Source organism: Streptomyces anthophorae (assembly GCF_049310305.1).
GTDB lineage: Bacteria > Actinomycetota > Actinomycetes > Streptomycetales > Streptomycetaceae > Streptomyces.
The window spans coordinates 9,152,472-9,168,600 of sequence record NZ_JBLWQQ010000001.1; the positions used below are offsets into that span (position 1 = coordinate 9,152,472).

At 71.6% G+C, this 16,129-nt stretch carries 19 protein-coding genes; 7 read left to right on the plus strand and 12 right to left on the minus strand.

What is annotated here, in order from left to right; all coding sequences use genetic code 11:
• Nucleotides 1-5: 5 nt before the first annotated feature.
• The 3 genes from ACNYS0_RS41705 (at nucleotide 6) to ACNYS0_RS41715 (ending at nucleotide 1,266) form a co-directional block, all read left to right on the plus strand.
• Nucleotides 6-200 (plus strand): hypothetical protein, encoded by a 195-nt coding sequence (locus ACNYS0_RS41705; protein ID WP_422481964.1) that lies wholly within the window; start codon nucleotides 6-8, stop codon nucleotides 198-200.
• Nucleotides 201-268: 68 nt separating this feature from the next.
• Entirely contained in the window at nucleotides 269-433 is a 165-nt protein-coding gene (locus tag ACNYS0_RS41710; protein ID WP_422481966.1) for a hypothetical protein, read from the plus strand.
• A 191-nt stretch (nucleotides 434-624) separates the two neighbouring features.
• On the plus strand, nucleotides 625-1,266 hold the full coding sequence (locus ACNYS0_RS41715; protein WP_422481968.1) for a DedA family protein: 642 nt from the start codon (nucleotides 625-627) through the stop codon (nucleotides 1,264-1,266).
• Here the strand turns inward: ACNYS0_RS41715 and ACNYS0_RS41720 are convergent.
• The gene (locus ACNYS0_RS41720; RefSeq protein WP_422481970.1) at nucleotides 1,200-1,982 is read right to left on the minus strand and encodes an alpha/beta fold hydrolase; all 783 of its coding nucleotides are present in this window, start codon (nucleotides 1,980-1,982) and stop codon (nucleotides 1,200-1,202) included. The two genes, ACNYS0_RS41715 and ACNYS0_RS41720, sit on opposite strands and share 67 nt — an antisense overlap.
• 75 nt (nucleotides 1,983-2,057) lie before the next feature.
• Between ACNYS0_RS41720 and ACNYS0_RS41725 the strand changes: the two genes are divergently transcribed.
• Nucleotides 2,058-2,522, plus strand: a complete 465-nt coding sequence (locus ACNYS0_RS41725; protein WP_422481972.1) for a MarR family winged helix-turn-helix transcriptional regulator — start codon at nucleotides 2,058-2,060, stop codon at nucleotides 2,520-2,522.
• A gap of 50 nt (nucleotides 2,523-2,572) precedes the next feature.
• Here the strand turns inward: ACNYS0_RS41725 and ACNYS0_RS41730 are convergent, their stop codons facing one another.
• Complete coding sequence (locus tag ACNYS0_RS41730) at nucleotides 2,573-3,388, minus strand: ABC transporter permease (protein ID WP_422481974.1); 816 nt, start codon at nucleotides 3,386-3,388, stop codon at nucleotides 2,573-2,575.
• Nucleotides 3,389-3,508: 120 nt separating this feature from the next.
• Between ACNYS0_RS41730 and ACNYS0_RS41735 the strand changes: the two genes are divergently transcribed.
• On the plus strand, nucleotides 3,509-4,594 hold the full coding sequence (locus ACNYS0_RS41735; protein ID WP_422481976.1) for an S-(hydroxymethyl)mycothiol dehydrogenase: 1,086 nt from the start codon (nucleotides 3,509-3,511) through the stop codon (nucleotides 4,592-4,594).
• On the plus strand, nucleotides 4,594-5,232 hold the full coding sequence (locus tag ACNYS0_RS41740; protein WP_422481978.1) for an MBL fold metallo-hydrolase: 639 nt from the start codon (nucleotides 4,594-4,596) through the stop codon (nucleotides 5,230-5,232). The genes ACNYS0_RS41735 and ACNYS0_RS41740 overlap by 1 nt, the downstream gene beginning before the upstream one ends.
• A 53-nt stretch (nucleotides 5,233-5,285) precedes the next feature.
• On the opposite strand, the gene ACNYS0_RS41745 is transcribed toward ACNYS0_RS41740, so the two are convergent.
• The 3 genes from ACNYS0_RS41745 to ACNYS0_RS41755 form a co-directional block, all read right to left on the minus strand.
• Entirely contained in the window at nucleotides 5,286-5,687 is a 402-nt protein-coding gene (locus tag ACNYS0_RS41745) for an ATP-binding protein (RefSeq protein WP_422481980.1), read from the minus strand.
• 140 nt (nucleotides 5,688-5,827) lie between these two features.
• A complete protein-coding gene (locus tag ACNYS0_RS41750; protein ID WP_422481982.1) occupies nucleotides 5,828-6,124 on the minus strand; it encodes a hypothetical protein in 297 nt (98 codons plus the stop codon).
• A 108-nt stretch (nucleotides 6,125-6,232) separates the two neighbouring features.
• Complete coding sequence (locus ACNYS0_RS41755) at nucleotides 6,233-7,795, minus strand: FMN-binding glutamate synthase family protein (protein ID WP_422482912.1); 1,563 nt, start codon at nucleotides 7,793-7,795, stop codon at nucleotides 6,233-6,235.
• A 142-nt stretch (nucleotides 7,796-7,937) separates the two neighbouring features.
• Here ACNYS0_RS41755 and ACNYS0_RS41760 point away from each other — a divergent pair, with 142 nt between their 5' ends.
• Complete coding sequence (locus ACNYS0_RS41760; RefSeq protein ID WP_422481984.1) at nucleotides 7,938-8,633, plus strand: DUF2470 domain-containing protein; 696 nt, start codon at nucleotides 7,938-7,940, stop codon at nucleotides 8,631-8,633.
• Here ACNYS0_RS41760 and ACNYS0_RS41765 read toward each other — a convergent pair.
• The 7 genes from ACNYS0_RS41765 to ACNYS0_RS41795 form a co-directional block, all read right to left on the minus strand.
• Nucleotides 8,614-9,681, minus strand: a complete 1,068-nt coding sequence (locus tag ACNYS0_RS41765; protein WP_422481986.1) for an acyltransferase family protein — start codon at nucleotides 9,679-9,681, stop codon at nucleotides 8,614-8,616. The two genes, ACNYS0_RS41760 and ACNYS0_RS41765, sit on opposite strands and share 20 nt — an antisense overlap.
• Before the next feature lie 112 nt (nucleotides 9,682-9,793).
• The gene (locus ACNYS0_RS41770; RefSeq protein WP_422481988.1) at nucleotides 9,794-10,585 is read right to left on the minus strand and encodes an SDR family NAD(P)-dependent oxidoreductase; all 792 of its coding nucleotides are present in this window, start codon (nucleotides 10,583-10,585) and stop codon (nucleotides 9,794-9,796) included.
• A gap of 8 nt (nucleotides 10,586-10,593) precedes the next feature.
• Nucleotides 10,594-11,262: a TetR/AcrR family transcriptional regulator gene (locus ACNYS0_RS41775; RefSeq protein WP_422481990.1), complete on the minus strand. Its 669-nt coding sequence runs from the start codon at nucleotides 11,260-11,262 to the stop codon at nucleotides 10,594-10,596.
• Nucleotides 11,263-11,343: 81 nt separating this feature from the next.
• On the minus strand, nucleotides 11,344-12,384 hold the full coding sequence (locus tag ACNYS0_RS41780) for a beta-ketoacyl-[acyl-carrier-protein] synthase family protein (RefSeq protein ID WP_422481992.1): 1,041 nt from the start codon (nucleotides 12,382-12,384) through the stop codon (nucleotides 11,344-11,346).
• Between the two features lie 98 nt (nucleotides 12,385-12,482).
• Nucleotides 12,483-13,304, minus strand: coding sequence for a helix-turn-helix transcriptional regulator (locus tag ACNYS0_RS41785; protein ID WP_422481994.1), 822 nt, complete (start codon nucleotides 13,302-13,304; stop codon nucleotides 12,483-12,485).
• Nucleotides 13,305-13,734: 430 nt separating this feature from the next.
• Nucleotides 13,735-14,928: a DUF4032 domain-containing protein gene (locus tag ACNYS0_RS41790; protein WP_422481996.1), complete on the minus strand. Its 1,194-nt coding sequence runs from the start codon at nucleotides 14,926-14,928 to the stop codon at nucleotides 13,735-13,737.
• A gap of 37 nt (nucleotides 14,929-14,965) precedes the next feature.
• Entirely contained in the window at nucleotides 14,966-15,913 is a 948-nt protein-coding gene (locus tag ACNYS0_RS41795; RefSeq protein ID WP_422481998.1) for a Gfo/Idh/MocA family protein, read from the minus strand.
• Nucleotides 15,914-16,129: the final 216 nt, after the last annotated feature.

Below are 16,129 nucleotides of genomic sequence, written 5' to 3' on the forward strand. Positions count from 1 at the left end.
GTCTCATGCGGAACACGATCACTGAGGACCTGGTGCAGACACAGCGGGAGTGGGACGCGACCTACCGGCAGCTCGCCGATCGGCCCGGCCGTACCGCTCTGCGGCGGCGTCTGCTGCATCTTTCCCGGGTACTGGCGGGCGAGAAGCTCACCCCGACACAGAAGGCGGAGCTGCGCCGGCGGGCGCGGGGGCAGGCGTGACACCGCGCCTGATAGTCGTGCACCGGCCGTCGGCGTCGAACGGAGGGCGGCGGGTCACCGTCGGCGGCGTGGACTTCGGACTTGCCCGTGACGACCACGACCTGATCGAATTCCTGCGTCGGGCCGGGCTCGACGATGCCGATCAACTGGTGTCCGGAGACGCGTCGATCATCCAGTGGCGCGGCGGACGGGCGCACGAGTACGAGGTCGAGATCGAGGGCGACGGGGGATAACCCCAGCCCGGATACGGAGGGCTGCCCCAGGGTGCGGGGCGTCAATTGCTGGCATCGTGGTGACCTCGCCCTGTTGGCGGTTCAGGCTGCGGAAACACGCTCCTGAGACCCTTAGGGGGAGGTCCCAGAGGTTTCCCCGAGATACGCCAACTCCTCTGGTTTTGTTAACTTTCCTCCCGTTATCTGTAGGTATGCCCGACTATTTGATGTACGGCCTTCTCGTCCTGTGCGTCATGCCCCCGCTGGTGCCGAACTCGTGGCTGCTCGTCGGCGCCGGGGCCATGGCGGCCGACGGCCGTCTCCAGCTCGCCGTGGTGCTGTTGGTGGTGTCGGGCGCCGCCGTCATCGGTGACCTGCTGGTGTACCGGTCCACGCGTCGTTTCGGCGGGCCGGTGCTGCGGCGGCTGCGACGCAGACGGCGGCGTGCGGCGTTGCTCGACTGGGCTTCCGTGCGGGTGCGGCGGCATGGGATCCCGTTCGTCGTGGGTATCCGGTTTCTGCCCACCGGGCGATTCGTCGGCGCCGTCGCGGCCGGGCTCGTCGACTTCCGGTTGAGTCGGTTTCTTGTGGCGTCGGGGGTCGCCGAGGTCGTCTGGGCCTCGTACTCGACAGGTGTCGGCGTGCTGGGCGGGCTCGCCGCCGGTGGGCCGCTCTCCGGGGCGCTGCTGGGTCTTGCCATCTCCGGGTGCGTGGCGGCCCTGGCCGCGGGCGTGCAGTGGCTCGCGGCACGGCGAAGGTGTCGACGGGAGGCGGTGGCGTGCGGGCGTCACATGGAGTGCAAGGCCTCCGCGAGCGCCGCGTTGAAGGCCTCCGGGTCCTCCATGTTGGGGTAGTGCGCGGTTTGGGGGACCGACACTGCGTGGCCGTCGGCGAGGCTGCCGGTCAGGCGCTCCGACATGCCGATGTGGTCGGGGGAGTCCAGGGCGCCGTTGATGGCGCGGACCGGGATCGTGAGCTCGGCGGCGCGGGCCCAGGTGTCCTCGACCGGGACGCTCCAGTCGGGTTCCTCCGCGGTGTGTTTCGACATCGTGCTCCACGTCATCGCGCGCAGCCGCTCGACCACCCGGGGGTCGAGGTCGTCGAGCGTACGGTGCGGGCCCGAGGCGAACGCGGTGAACGCCTCGATCGCGGCGGCCACGTCGCCCGCGGCCATCGCCGACTGCCAGGTGGACCAGATCCCGGTCGTCCAGGGATCCGTGAAGTACGGCTCGCTGGTGCCGGCGCCGCTGGTGACCACGCCGGCGACCAGCTTCGGATGCTCCAGCGCCGTGTCGATGGCGATGCTTGCGCCCATCGAGACGCCCACCAGGATCGCCGGGCCGAGGTCCAAGTGGCGCAGCAGCGCGGCCAGATCGTCCGTGTGCCGGAACGGTCCCGTGGCGTTGGGGGACCCGCCGTGACCCCGGGCGTCGGGCGCGATGACGCGGTGGTCCGATGCCAGGTGCGGGATCTGGTCGTCCCACATGTGGTGGTCGAGGAAGCCGCCGTGCAGCAGAACCAAGGGGCGGCCGGGACCCGTGCCTTCGTCGATCCAGAAGAGGTCGGACATGACAAGCAGGGTGTCATGTGCGCCATACGCCCACAAGACCGAATGACAACTCAGGTGTCATGTCATGATGGCGGCGTGAGTGAGACGACAGGCCGTGATCCGTTGCCCGCGGACGTGGCGGACCGGCTCGCCGAGGTGTTCGACCTCGTGGGGCCGCTGTACCGGCGCGCGTACGTGAGAGTCGAGCGGGACGTCGCCGCCGAAGGGCTGTCGGTGGGCGTGCGCGCCGTGCTGAGCATGCTGCACGGGCGTGGCCCCATGACGGTCCCGCAGATGGGTCGGTTCCAGGCGCTGAGCCGGCAGTTCGTGCAGCGGATGGTGAACGACGCCGCCGCGCGCGGGCTCGTCGAGGCCGTGCCCAACCCCGCCCACAAGCGGTCTTCCCTGATCCGGCTGACCGAGGAGGGGCGCACCGTCATCGGAGCCGTGCTCGACCGTGAGCGGGAAGCCCTGCGCGGGGCCGACGGGGATCTCACCAAGGACGACATCGACACCTGCCTGCGCGTCCTGTCCAGCCTCCTGGCCGTCATGGACGACTAGGGCGTCATGGACGGCTGACCGCTGGAACGCCCTTGACCAGAACCTCCTGACTAGGTCGCGCCCCGCCCCCGCCCCCGGACCTCCGACGGCTCGCGGTGCAGCCGCCCCCGCGCCACCAGCTCCACCGTCGTCGCCACCGCGAGCGCCTGTACGGCCAGCAGCGCCACCAGGACGAAGAGTTGCACCGCCCCGGCGGTCACCGGCGACGCCCCGCCCAGAAGCATGCCGACGAACGCGCCCGGGAGCGTGACCAGGCCCACCGTCCGCGTCTGGTCGAGGCCGGGCAGGAGGGCGTCGGAGGCGGTGGGGCGGGCGATCTCCAGGCGTGCCTCGTGGGGGAGCAGACCGAGGGCCAGGCACGCCTCGACCTCGCCCTTGCGCGCGGTCAGCTCGTCGAGGGCGCGACGCCCGGCGAGCACAGTCCCCGTGAGCGCGCCGCCGATGAGGATGCCGGTCACCGGGATCACGGCGATGCCCCGGAGCGGAAGCAGGCCGCAGGCGATCAGCGCCGCGACGAGCGGGGTCACCGGCGCCGCGATCGGCAGGGCGGCCCAGAACCAGGTCCGGTTCGGGGTGAGGCGGCGGCCCGCCGTGCGTGCGGCCACCGCCAGCATGAGCAGCAGGAAGGCCAGCAGCGCCGCTCCGTGCCGCACCACCCAGCCGATCAGGAGCGACACCACGGCCAGTTGCACCGCCGCCCGGATGCCGGCCACCGCGATGTCGCGGGCCCGGCGGCGCGAACCGTCCGGGGACAGGCGGTACACGGCCGCCACCGCTGCCGCGATCACGAGGAGAACGAGGAGCACCGCCGCGAGGGTTCCATTGACGGGAAGGAGGCCGGCCGCCGCCTGGATTCGAACGCGCACGGGAACACAGTAGAGCGCCCCGACCTGGGCACCGGTGCTGTTCTCCGCTTGACCGGTGAGCGAGGATGGGCGGGTAACAAAGCGTGAAGTTGCCGCGATTGAGGAAGAGGGCTGACCGTCATGGCACAGCAGGTGCAGGGCGTGATCGCGCGGGCCAAGGGTGCCCCCGTGGAGATCGCGACGATCACGGTGCCGGACCCGGGTCCGGGCGAGGCCGTCGTGAAGATCCAGGCGTGCGGGGTCTGCCACACCGATCTGCACTACCGGGAGGGCGGGATCAACGACGAGTTCCCGTTCCTGCTCGGTCACGAGGCGGCGGGTGTCGTCGAATCGGTGGGTGACGGGGTGAGCGAGGTCGCCCCCGGTGACTTCGTGATTCTCAACTGGCGTGCGGTGTGCGGGCAGTGTCGTGCCTGTAGGCGCGGACGTCCCCAGTACTGTTTCGACACCCACAACGCGAAGCAGAAGATGACCCTGGCCGACGGCACCGAGCTGTCGCCGGCGCTGGGCATCGGGGCCTTCGCCGAGAAGACCCTGGTCGCCGCCGGGCAGTGCACCAAGGTGGACCCGGCCGCCTCCCCGGCCGCCGCGGGCCTGCTGGGCTGCGGCGTGATGGCCGGGCTCGGCGCCGCGATCAATACGGGCAACGTGGGCCGTGGCGACTCCGTCGCCGTGATCGGCTGCGGCGGCGTGGGCAATGCCTCCGTCGTCGGAGCCCGTCTTGCCGGCGCCGCGAAGATCATTGCCGTTGACATCGACGACAAGAAGCTCGCCACCGCGCGCGAGCTGGGCGCCACCCACACCGTCAACTCCCGCTCCACCGACCCGATCGAGGCCGTGCGCCAGCTGACCGGCGGCTTCGGTGCGGACGTCGTCATCGAGGCGGTGGGACGCCCGGAGACGTACGAGCAGGCCTTCTACGCGCGCGACCTGGCGGGCACGGTCGTTCTCGTCGGCGTCCCGACGCCCGAGATGAAGCTCGAACTGCCGCTGCTGGACGTGTTCGGGCGCGGCGGCGCGCTCAAGTCGTCCTGGTACGGCGACTGTCTGCCCTCGCGGGACTTCCCGATGCTGATCGACCTGTATTTGCAGGGGCGTCTCGACCTGGACGCGTTCGTGACCGAGACGATCGCCCTGGACGACGTGGAGAAGGCGTTCGAGCGGATGCACCACGGCGACGTGCTGCGTTCGGTGGTGGTGTTCTGATGAGCGACAACACGGCACGCGTGGACCATCTCGTCACCTCCGGCACGTTCTCCCTCGACGGGGGCACGTGGGACGTCGACAACAACGTGTGGATCGTCGGCGACGACCACGAGGCGATCGTCATCGACGCCGCGCACGACGCCGATGCCATCGCCGAGGCCCTCGGTGAGCGGCGGCTCGTCGCGATCGTGTGCACGCACGCGCACGACGACCACATCGACGCCGCGCCCGCGCTCGCCGCGCGCACCGGGGCGCCGATCCTGCTGCACCCGGCCGACACCGAGCTGTGGAAGCGCACGCACCCCGACCGCGCCCCGGACGGGGAACTGGCCGACGGGCAGAAGATCGGCGTCGCGGGCGTCGAGCTGACGGTGCTGCACACGCCGGGGCACTGCCACGGCGCGGTCAGCCTGTACGCACCCGCGCTCGGCACCGTGTTCACCGGGGACACCCTCTTCCAGGGCGGTCCCGGTGCGACCGGGCGGACCTTCAGCGACTTCCCGACCATCGTGGAGTCGATCAAGGACCGGCTGCTCACGCTGCCGGGCGAGACCGTCGTGCGCACCGGACACGGTGACAGCACGACGATCGGCGCGGAGGCCCCGAGCCTCGACGAGTGGATCGCGCGCGGGCACTGATCACCGGTCCCGGCCGGGGCGGCGACGCGCGGTCGCCTCGGCCGGGGCGTGGTTCAGCAGGGCGTCAGCACCGCAAGGACCGTCTTCCCGCCCCTCGGGTCGGCCCGCACGCTCCAGCGGCGGGCGAGGGCCTGCACCAGCGCGATGCCCCGCCCCGACTCGGCCGTCCGCGACTGTGGCGCGAGGCGGGGGAGCCCGGGCGCGTCGTCGTGCACGGCCACGGTCAGCTCACCCGACTGCAGGCACAGGCTCATCCGGCAGCTGCCGCTCCGTGCCTCGGTGGCGTTGGCGACCAGCTCCGACACCACCAGCTCGGCGTCCGTCGCTCCCTCGCCCGTACGTCCGGCGAGAAACCTTCGGGTCAGCCGCCGGGCCCAGCGGGCCGCGCCCGTCCCCTGCGGCATCAGGTATTCCACGCGCGCGGCACGCCGGTCGGCGCCCCTCGACGCACGCATGACGACCACTTCCTCTCCTGATGGTCCTGATGGATGGTGCGGGGGCCGTTGCCCCGGTGACGTTCCCCCTTCCCGCGCTGCCGCGATGTCACGCCTGCCCCGTGGCATCGAGTGCCCCGCAGCGGCCGGTTCACGCGGTGTCAGCCGCCCTCGGTGGGGTGCGGGTGCGCCAGCGTGTCGAGGAACCGGTCGAGGGCAGGGGAGGAGGCTCCGTCGGCACAGTGGGAGCGCTCCACCTGTGGTATCGGCAAGGTGCCCAGATGCGGTGCACGGGCTTCCAGAGCCCGTGTCAGATGGAGCCGCTCCAGGGCCCGTTCGGCGGCTGAGGAGCGTACGTACTCGTCCAGTGTCACGCCCAGATGGTCCGCATGGCTGCGTACCGCGGCGTACTCATCCGGCGTGAAGAGCTCCCGCAGGAGCGCAGTACTACCGTCCATGTCGGCATGATGCCGCGCTGCGTCGCGCCGCGCGGGCGGTTGGCATATTCACCCCTCGTTCGCGTGGAGTTGGCGTTGTTCGATGGCGCCGACGGGGCTGGAGGGCACTCAGAAGTGGTCGGGGTCGGCCGCCGCCCAGTCCGCGGCCCAGGTCGGGGGCGGCTGCTTGGTCAACTGGCCGGGCTCCAGCCAGTCGTGGAGGTGCGCGTAGGAGACCGGCATGTCCGCCGTGGTGCGCCGCATGAGCTGCGACGGGCGCAGCTCGCGCGGATCGCGCACGCCCATCGCCGCCATGATCTGCGCCGCACTGCGCACGGTCGCTTCCTGGTAGTGGCGTACGCGTTCGGACTTGTCGGCGACGTCCAGGGCGCGCACGCGGCGCGGATCCTGTGTCGTGACGCCCACCGGGCAGGTGTTGGTGTGGCAGCGCTGGGCCTGGATGCAGCCGACCGCGAACATCATGGCGCGTGCCGCGTTCGTGAAGTCGGCGCCCTGGACGAGGCGTTTGACGATGTCGGCGCCGGTGGCGACCTTGCCGCTGGCCCCGACGCGGACGTGCTCGCGCAGCCCCGTGCCGACGAGCGCGTTGTGGACCGTGATCAGCCCCTCGGTCAGCGGTGTGCCGAGGTGGTCGGCGAACTCCAGCGGTGCGGCGCCCGTGCCGCCCTCCGATCCGTCCACGATCACGAAGTCCGGCGTCACGCCCTCCGCGACCATCGCCTTGCACACGGCGAGAAACTGCGAGCGCGAGCCCACGCACAGCTTGAACCCGACCGGCTTGCCGCCGGCGAGCTGTCTCAACTCCGCCAGGAACAGCACCATCTGGCGCGGTGTCTCGAACTCCCGGTGGTACGGCGGCGACACCACCGTCCGCCCTTCGGGCACGTCCCGTACGCGCGCGATCTCCGCGTTGACCTTGCCGCCGGGCAGGACGCCGCCGATGCCCGGCTTCGCGCCCTGCGACAGCTTCAGGGAGACGCACTTGACGTGCTCGTGCGCCGCCTTGTCGGCGAACTCGGCGCGGTCGAAGCGGCCCTCGCCCGTGCGGCAGCCGAAGTAACCGGTGCCGATCTCCCACACCAGGTCTCCGCCGTGCGCCAGATGGTGGTCGGACAGGCCGCCCTCTCCTGTGTCGTGCGCGAAACCCCCGAGCGCCGCGCCCTTGTTGAGCGCGCGGATCGCGTGGCTGGACAGGGCGCCGAAGCTCATCGCCGACACGTTGAGCAGCGCCATGTCGTACGGCCTGGTGCAGTCGGGGCCGCCGATGCGGACGGTGGTCGGCCGCTCTGGCGGGTCGACCGGGCGCATCGACGGCACCAGGAACTCGTGGCCGGAGGCGTACACGTCGCGCTCGGTGCCGAACGGCTCCTCGGCCTCGTCCTGCTTCGCCCGCTCGTAGACGATGCTGCGCACGTCGCGGTCGTAGGGCCGGCCGTCGTAGTTGCGCTCGACGAAGTACTGCTGCATCTCGGGGCGCAGGGACTCCATCAGGAAGCGCAGATGCCCGAGGACCGGATAGTTGCGCAGCACGGAGTGGCGCGACTGGGCCAGATCCCACACGCCGAGCGCCGCGAGCGCGAGGAGCGGGGCGGCGGCGAACCACCACCACGGGGAGAGCAGCAGGGACAGGGCCAGGGCGGCGAGCGCTCCGGCGACGGCGGCGAGGAACACGACGAATCTGCGCACCCGTCGAGTCAATCGCACCGTGCGGCTCCCGTCAGGGGGCGACACAGGAAGTCGGAGCGAGGGTGGGGTGGACCGTCGCCGATCACCTCCGATAAGTTAGGCAAGGCTTACCTAATGGAGGTTCGGGATGGGTGTCCGACAGATCGCTGCCGCCGTGCCCAGCACGGCGGCCCACGCACGCTCCGTGCTCGCCGCCGCATGGACCTGCGGCGTCACCACCGATGTGGGGCAGGACGACCTCGTCGGGGCGCACCGCGTCGACGACGACGGCACGGTCCGCATCGCGCCGCCGCCCGACAGCGTGCTCGCCGCGGCCGTGCTCTGCTCACCGCACGGACGGCCCACCACGCTCCTGGAGTTCGCCGACGCGGCGCCCGTCCCCGTACGCGACCGGGTACGCGCGCGGGTGTGGCTGTCGGGCGAGCTGGTCCCGGACGGTGAGGAGCTGGTGCTGCGGCCCGAACGTGCGGTCCTTCAGACCCGGTCGGGGCGTACCGGCATCGAGCTCGACGAACTCGCCGCCGCCGCGCCCGATTCGCTCGCGCTCGCCGAGCCGCGCCTGCTCACCCATCTCGCCGACGCCCATCCCGAGGCCGTCGAGCAGCTCACCCGGCTCATCGCCCCCGACAGCCTGCTCGGCGTCGTCCGCGTCCAGCCGCTCGCCGTGGACCGGCACGGGCTGACGCTGCGTCTGGAGCGGATGCGGGGCCAGGCCGACGTGCGGCTCGCCTTCCACCGGCCCGCCGACGACCTGGGGTCGCTCACCGAGCGGATGCAGCACCTGCTCGCCTCGGCGCAGACGGTCAGCCGCCGCCGGAGGTGACCTTCTCCCGGGGTGCCGTCTGCGCGGGCAGGGACCGTTGCCCTGTCGGCCTCCGGAAGGCCCAGTCCATGCGGGGCTCGACGACGTAGCGGAAGATCCGCCGCACCGGTTGCGTGCACAGCGCCGTGACGAGCCCGACCGCCGCCGCCGTCACGGTCAGCTCGCCGAGCGGGCCGTGCAGCCACGGGTGGTCGTACCAGTCCCAGAACCGGGAGGACTTGATGACGAACCCGTGCAGCAGATACGCGTAGATCGTCCCGGTGCCCAGGGCCGTGAACCGCAATGTGCGGCCCGGCACCCACGCCAGGAAGCACGCGGTCAGCACGAGCGCGAGAGCGAACAGGGCGGGCGTCGCGAACAGTCCCGCCCACCCCGGCACGCCCCGCCCCTGCACGCTGCCCCGGTGGAAGAACCAGCCCGCGTCGAACCAAGGCGCCACCCAGTACGCGGCGAGCAGGGCCGCGCCCGTGACGCCCAGCGCCACCCACCGCACGCGCCATGTGCGCACGCGCGCGAAGTGCTCGGGCCGCAGCACCAGGCCCACCACGAAGAACGGCAGGAATTGCAGGACCCGTTGGAGCGCCAGGTCGCCGCCCGCGCCCGGCCACATCGACACGGCCGTGCCCACGGCCAGCGACACCGGCACCGGGTGACGCAACTGCAACCACAGCGGCGTCGAGAGCCGCCAGATGAACAGGGCCACCAGGAACCACATCAGATACCAGGGGTCCAGCAGGCTGATCGGATACCCCGGGTCGTCCTGCGCCCACCGGTAGAACAGCGTGTACGCCACCTCGAAGACGAGGTAGGGCACGGCGACGCCGGTCACCAGGCGCCGCAGACGGTGCGGCGCCATGTCGAAGCTGCGCGAGAAGTACCCCGACACCAGGGCGAACGCCGGCATGTGGAAGGCGTAGACGGTGAGATACACCGCCGTCACCGCGCGGGAGCCGTAGGTCAGCGGCTCCCACGCGTGCCCGCAGGCCACGAGGACGATCGTCAGGAATTTGACGTTGTCGAAGTACGACTCGCGTGCCTGCCCTGCCATTGCGTTCGCCGCGCCCTCCACGTCGGGACGGTCCGGGTCTCCTGCCCGGTACCCGTCGCAGACCGTTCCATGAGTGGAGGTGTGACACAAGTGGCGTATGCGGCGTGGCGGGTCAGACCGCCGTGTACGCGCCATCCACGAGGTGGTAGCTGCCCGCGATGAACGAGGCGCGCTCCGAGAGCAGGAAGACGATCAGCTCGGCGACCTCCTCGGAGGTTCCCAGGCGGCCCGCGGGGTGCAGCGCGACGAGACCGTCGTGGGCGGCCTTGTCCATCTCCTTGAGGAGCGGGGTCTCGATGAAGCCCGGGCCGACCGCGTTGACGCGGATGCCCTTCGCGGCGTACTCGGCGGCGGCCGTCTTCGTCAGACCGACCACGCCGTGCTTCGCCGCGACGTACGCGGGGGAGCCGGCGAAGCCGACCGAGCCGAGGATCGAGGCGACGTTCACGATGGCGCCGCCGTTGCCCGCGGCCTCGATGGCGGGGATCTCGTAGCGCATCGAGTAGAAGACGCCGTCGAGATTCGTGCGCACCACGCGGTTGTAGACATCGATGTCGTACTCGCCGGTGGGCGCGCTCGCGCCGCCGATGCCGGCATTGTTCACGGCCAGGTCGAGACCGCCGAAGGTGTCGACGGAGAAGCGGACGGCCGCCTCGACCGAGGCCGGGTCGGTCACGTCGACGGCGACCGCGGCGGCCTTCAGGCCCTCCGCCTTCAGCGTCTCGGCGGCCTCCTGGGCGCCCTTCTCGTTGTAGTCCGCGATGACGACGTTCGCGCCGCCGCGGCCGAGGCGGCGGGCGGTGGCCAGGCCGATGCCGGAGGCGGAGCCGGTGACGAGGGCGGTCTTCCCGGCGAACTCGGCGGCGTAGTCGGTCACGGTGCCGGTGGTGGGGGTGGTGCTCATGGTGCGATTCACTTTCTGGTAGCGACGTCGGGGGCCGCCGCGCGGGCGGCCTCCTCGATGAGGGCGTCGTAGGCCCGCGCCACCAGTTCGGCGAGGTCTTCGGCGTCCGTGCCCGCGCCGCGCGCCCAGGTGCGCAGCGCGGCGGTCAGCACTCCGGCGGCGGCGCCGACGACGACCTCGGGACGGGGGTCCCGGGCCGGGTCGGTGCCGAGCCGGTCGGCGATGATGCGTACGGACTCGTCCTGGGCGTCCACCCGGATCCGTTCGTACGCGGCGAACAGGGCGGGCTCCGCGTCCACGACCGCGTACAGCTCGCGCAGTCGCGGTCGGTGGTGCCAGCCCGGGGTCTCCCGGTCGGCGAGGTAGTCCGCGACCGTGCGCCGGTAGGCGAGCAGCGGGGGCTCGGCGGCGGGGCGGGCGCGCAGCGCCGCGTTGATCCCCGCGCCGTCGGCGCGCGTGAAGTCCAGGGCCGCGTCCTCCTTGCCGGCGAAGTGCCGGCTGAAGGTGCGGCGGGTGACGTCCGCGCGGTCGGCGATGGCCTCCACGGTCACGTCCCCGAGCCCGCGCTCGAGCACCAGCTCGACGGCGGCCTCCGTGAGCGCCTCGCGCGTCCGGAGGGCCTTGGCCTGCCGGCGGTCGCCGGCGGGTCGGGGGCTGGTGGCCTCGTTCGCCTTCATGTCTTCGACGGTACACCCGAATGTCCCATTGGGACACATGTCCCGATGAGACATTTTCGAGCGACGTCCCGGCCTGGGCCGTCAGGCGTGCCAGTGCCCGTGCAGCGCCGCGGTCGTGAAACCGGGTCCGTACGCGACCATCGTTCCGCGGCTGCCGGCGGGGGGCGGGTCCTGGTGGGTGCGTTCGAGGACGCGAAGGACGCTCACGCCGCCCAGGTTCCCCTCCTCGGTGAGTGTGGCCGTGGAGTGGCGGGTGTCGTGCTCGGACAGGCCCAGGGCCGTGGCCGTGTCCGCGATGATCCGGGGGCTGCCCGGATGGATCACGGCGAAGTCGGTGCGGCGTGCGCCGAGCCAGCCGGTGACGCTCGGCAGGGTCTCGGTGAAGGCCGCGCGGCCCTGCTTCGTGGCGTCGAAGTGCAGGCCGTCGGCGGTGATCCGGCCGCCCAGTTGTCCCGCGGTGCCCGGCAGCACGTGCTCGAAGCCGTCCTCGTACGCGAATCCGGGGCCGAGCGGTTCGTCGCTGACCACGGCCGCTCCGGCCGAGTCGCCGAACAGCGCCTTGTAGATCATCGCGTCGATGCCGGTGTCGCTGTGGTGGTAGACGGCGGAGATCACCTCGGCGGCGACCACGAGCACCTTGCCGCCGGGGCGGGCCGCCACCATGTCCGCCGCCCGGATCAGCGACTTGGTGCCGCCCGTGCAGGCCAGCGTCGTATGGGCGAGGGAGCGGGCGGTGGGGCGCAGGCCGAGCCGTGTCATGAGGTGCACGTCCAGGTTGGGCGCGGCCCAGCCGGTGGAGTGCGTGGTGACGATGCCGTCCAGGTCCTTCGCTCTCAGGCCGGCCGCCGCGATGGTCGACGCGGCCGCCCGCTCGGCGAGTTCGAGCGCGTCCGCGAAGGCGGTCCTGGCCCGCTCGGCGATGCCCGCCTCACCCGCGACGGTGGGGGAGTCGAGCGGCCGGGCGAAGTAGCGGGTGTGCACGCCGCACCCCTGCACGGCGCGTACCGCGGCGGCGATCCGGGGGTGTCCCGGGTGGCGTGCGCGTATGTCGTCCGCGATCTCGTCGGTGGACACCTTGTGGGCGCCGAGAACGGTGTGCGGCATCGAGACGTAGGCGGGCATGAGTGTCTCCCACGGGGCTGAGGTGGCTGTGGGGGGCCCGCTCAACCTACGTTGCCGCGACGTGTCTGCCACGGGAGGTGTGACGAGAGGGGCGCAAATCAGCCTGCGCGCAGGGCCGGCTTCCTGGGGTGCGCACGCTGCACGCCCGGGTGGAAGACCAGGATCATCAGGCGCGCGCCCGGCGTGGTGAGCGGCTGCGCGGCGCACATCGTCGCCCAGCCGGGGCCCAGGCGCGCGTGCAGCAGCGGACGTTCGTCGCCGTCCGGGTGCATGGCCGAGCCGCCCGACCGGTAGATCGGGGCGGCCTCGGGGTCGGCCAGTACTTCCTTCTCGATCTGGGCGAGCGTGTCGTCGTCGGGGCGCGCGGCGAGAGCGGCGCGCAGTTGGGGGAGCAGCAGCGGAGCCCACGCGCTCTGCCAGTCCACCAGCATGTTCCGGGCGTGCGGGTCGAGCAGCATCCAGCGCATGGTGTTCGAGGGGGGCCGGTGGTCGGGGAACAGCTCCGTGAACGCCCGGTTGCACGCCAGCAGGTCCCAGGACGAGTCCGAGACGTACGCGATGTGATCGATGCCGTCGACCGCCTCCTGCCACACGCCGGGGATCTCCTTGCCCGACGTCGGATACAGCGGCCCCGGCGGGTCCTGAAGCAGCGCGTAGCGGCACAGCAGCACCCACTCCTGCTCGTTCAGCCCGAACAGCCGCGCCACATCGCGCAGCAGTTCCGCGGGGGCGTTCGGGTACGTGCCCGACTCCAGACGGTGGTACGTGCCGAGCGTGCGGTGCAGGAGCTGGTCGACCTGGTGCTGGGAGAGCCCGGGGGCGCGGCGCCCTTGTCCCGTCGGTCTGGTGAAGCCGTGGGATTCGGGGGCTATGAGGGCGCGCCGTTCACGGAGCAGGGCTCGAAGCGCCGTCTTGTTCATGGTGGGTAATCCCTCGTTGTTCACGCCGAGTTGAGCGTGAGCAGTCTAAATAGTCCCAAGGTCTTTGGTAATAAACATTGCCCGAAGAAAACGATCAGACGGTGCGTCATGATGGGTGGAGTTGGGTTGCCCACCTGCGGGTTTCCTCGTTCGTGCACATGTGGGCGCGGCGTTGCGGCACTCGTGCCGGGTCACTCGAAAATGGCTGAAATTTCCCGCTGCGGGTAACCCACAAGCCTCTGCGACCGTTCATGCAGGTGCGAGTGGGGCCGGGCCACCAATTGCGTTCGATGTGGCCGGAAAATGCGTTGTGAGACGCAAACGCCCACGCTCGTCCGGGCGGCCGGTGGAGGTCACTGGCTGCGGTCGGTGCCGTCACTCGCCATCATGTAGCGGCCACGGCACCGGCCGCGCCCGGTCCCGGGCCGTGTCACTGTCCGGTCTTGTGCATATTCCGCACGTAGTCGTCGGCCGCCGCGTCGAGACCGATGTCGTGCTGGGCGCGCTCGGACAGGTACCAACGGTGCTCGAGGAGTTGGTGATACAGCTCCGCCGGGTCCATCGGCGTCGAGACCCGGTCACGGACCGCGCGGACCGTGGGACGGAACACGTCACGGACCCAGCGGTGGGCGAGGACCTCGGGGCGGGCGTCGGCCGCGTCCTCCTGCGTCGCCATCCAGCTCTCCAGGTCGGCGAGGAGCCGCCGCGCCTGGTTCTCCTCGGCGTCCATACCGGTCAGGCGCAGCAACTGCCGCTGATGGTGGCCCGCGTCGACGACCTTCGGCACGAACGTCACCGTGTCGCCGAGCGGGGAGCGCGAGATCTGCATCTCGGCCACGTCGAAACCCAGATCGTTGAGGCGGCGGATGCGGCGGTCCATGTAGTGGTGCTTTCCGGCCGGATACACCGACGTACGGGTCAGCTCGGTCCACAGGTTCGTGTACCGCTGCACGATCTCCGTGCCGAACTCGATCGGATCGATCGACGGATGCAGCGCGCCCGACGCCTCCAGGTCGAGCATCTCGCCCGCGATGTTCACCCGCGCCAGATCGATGTCGTACTCCCGCTGCCCGTCGCTCAACCGCGGATGCAGCTCGCCGGTCTCGGCGTCCACCAGATACGCGGCGTACGCGCCCGCGTCCCGACGGAAGAGGGTGTTGGACAGCGAGCAGTCGCCCCACGCGAAGCCGGCGAGATGCAGCCGCACCAGGAGCACGGCGAGCGCGTCCATCAGCCGGTGCACGGTCGTCGGCCGCAGTGTCGTCTCGAACATCGAACGGTACGGCTGCGAACCGCCCAGGTGCCGGGTGATCAGCACCGGTTCGAGCGGGTTGCCCGCGGGGTCCTCCCGGCCCGTGACCACCGCGAGCGGGTCTACCGCCGGGATTCCCAACCGGTCGAGCGTGCGCAGCAGTTCGTACTCGCGCAGCGCCGGGCGCTGCGCCAGCTCCTTCACGGCGACGACCTCGTCCCCGGCGCGCGCGTAGCGCACCACGTGCCGCGAGATGCCGCGCGGAAGCGGCACCAGGTACTCCTCGGGCCACTCCTCCAGCGGGATGTGCCAGGGCAGGGCGAGCAGGAGCACCGGGTGCTCGGGGTTGGTGGCGCTGATCTCGAGCGGCATGACGACCAGGGTAGAGGGGGCCCGACGCCGCCTCGGCCTAGTGTTCGGGGACCGGTTCGGCGCGGCCCGAGGCCAGGGAGCGTTCGGCCGCCGCGAGGGTCTGCGTGAGCCGCAGGCCGAAGCGGGCGTCGCAGGGGTGCGCGGGCCCGCCGCGCACCGCCTCCAGCAGTGCGTCGATGGCGGCGGCCAGCGCTTCCTGGGCCACTCCCGTGCCCGTCGGCATCGCCGACACCCCTTCCGTGCCGCGGAGTTCGACCGCGACGCCGCCCGCCGCCGGGGGCGTGGTCAGGCTGAGCGTCGCCGTGCTGGAGGCGCCGCCCGCGTGCCGGAGCACGAGATGCACCGTGTCGCCGGGGCCGCCGTGCGCCGCCACCGTCCGTACCGCGCCCAGGATCGGCAGCAGCACGGAAAGGGCGTGCGGACCCACGTCCCACAGGGCACCCTTCTCGGCCCGCCAAGGCGTCGTGGCCCGCACCTGTGCGTCGTCGCCGGGGGTGTAGAGCGCGCCGAACCAGTCGCCGCGGCCCGTGAACCAGCCGTCCGTCCCGGCCTGTTCGGCGATCCAGGCCGCGGTGAGCGGCGCGTGCCGCAGCGTACAGAAGACGGTGGACGCGACCCCCGCCGCGTCGGCTGCCTCGACGACCGCACGGGCCGCGTCGGGACGGGTCGCCAGCGGCTTGTCGAGGAGCAGATGACAGCCCGCCGCGGCGGCCCGCGCGGCGAGCGGGGCCTGCACGTCCGGCGGCACCGCGAACGCTACGACGTCGCTCGCCGTGAACAGGGCGTCCACATCGGCGTACGCCGTCGTGCCGTGCGCGTCCGCGAGTTCGGCCGCCGCCTGCGGCCTGCGCCCCCAGATCCCGACGAGGTCGACGGACTTGTGGGCCTCGAGCGTGGGGGCGTACGTCCGCTGGGCCCAGGAGCCGGTGCCGACGAGGCCGAAACGTGCGGGGCCGGGGGCGGTGGGCGGAGTGGAAGAGGTCATGACCGGCAGTATCTGTCGGTCGGGCGCCTCATGCACAGAGGGCTCCGCCGAGCGGTGCAGACAGGACGTGCGGTTCGGTGAATACTGATTCACCGAACTGGTGAACCCCTATTCACCCCGAAGCCCCGAAGCCCCGAAGCCCCGAAGCCCCGAAGCCCCGAAGCCCCGAAGCCCCGAAGCCCCCAAGCCCCAAGCCGCAAGCCCGAAGTCCGACGC

What these genes read in the sequence shown, in the direction of transcription:
- ACNYS0_RS41705 (WP_422481964.1), top strand. Translation starts at nt 6, where the DNA reads ATGCGGAACACGATCACTGAGGACCTGGTGCAGACACAGCGGGAGTGG.
- ACNYS0_RS41715 (WP_422481968.1), top strand. Translation starts at nt 625, where the DNA reads ATGCCCGACTATTTGATGTACGGCCTTCTCGTCCTGTGCGTCATGCCC.
- ACNYS0_RS41720 (WP_422481970.1), bottom strand. Translation starts at nt 1,982, where the DNA reads ATGTCCGACCTCTTCTGGATCGACGAAGGCACGGGTCCCGGCCGCCCC.
- ACNYS0_RS41735 (WP_422481976.1), top strand. Translation starts at nt 3,509, where the DNA reads ATGGCACAGCAGGTGCAGGGCGTGATCGCGCGGGCCAAGGGTGCCCCC.
- ACNYS0_RS41740 (WP_422481978.1), top strand. Translation starts at nt 4,594, where the DNA reads ATGAGCGACAACACGGCACGCGTGGACCATCTCGTCACCTCCGGCACG.
- ACNYS0_RS41745 (WP_422481980.1), bottom strand. Translation starts at nt 5,687, where the DNA reads ATGCGTGCGTCGAGGGGCGCCGACCGGCGTGCCGCGCGCGTGGAATAC.
- ACNYS0_RS41750 (WP_422481982.1), bottom strand. Translation starts at nt 6,124, where the DNA reads ATGGACGGTAGTACTGCGCTCCTGCGGGAGCTCTTCACGCCGGATGAG.
- ACNYS0_RS41760 (WP_422481984.1), top strand. Translation starts at nt 7,938, where the DNA reads ATGGGTGTCCGACAGATCGCTGCCGCCGTGCCCAGCACGGCGGCCCAC.
- ACNYS0_RS41765 (WP_422481986.1), bottom strand. Translation starts at nt 9,681, where the DNA reads ATGGCAGGGCAGGCACGCGAGTCGTACTTCGACAACGTCAAATTCCTG.
- ACNYS0_RS41770 (WP_422481988.1), bottom strand. Translation starts at nt 10,585, where the DNA reads ATGAGCACCACCCCCACCACCGGCACCGTGACCGACTACGCCGCCGAG.
- ACNYS0_RS41775 (WP_422481990.1), bottom strand. Translation starts at nt 11,262, where the DNA reads ATGAAGGCGAACGAGGCCACCAGCCCCCGACCCGCCGGCGACCGCCGG.
- ACNYS0_RS41780 (WP_422481992.1), bottom strand. Translation starts at nt 12,384, where the DNA reads ATGCCCGCCTACGTCTCGATGCCGCACACCGTTCTCGGCGCCCACAAG.
- ACNYS0_RS41785 (WP_422481994.1), bottom strand. Translation starts at nt 13,304, where the DNA reads ATGAACAAGACGGCGCTTCGAGCCCTGCTCCGTGAACGGCGCGCCCTC.
- ACNYS0_RS41790 (WP_422481996.1), bottom strand. Translation starts at nt 14,928, where the DNA reads ATGCCGCTCGAGATCAGCGCCACCAACCCCGAGCACCCGGTGCTCCTG.
- ACNYS0_RS41795 (WP_422481998.1), bottom strand. Translation starts at nt 15,913, where the DNA reads ATGACCTCTTCCACTCCGCCCACCGCCCCCGGCCCCGCACGTTTCGGC.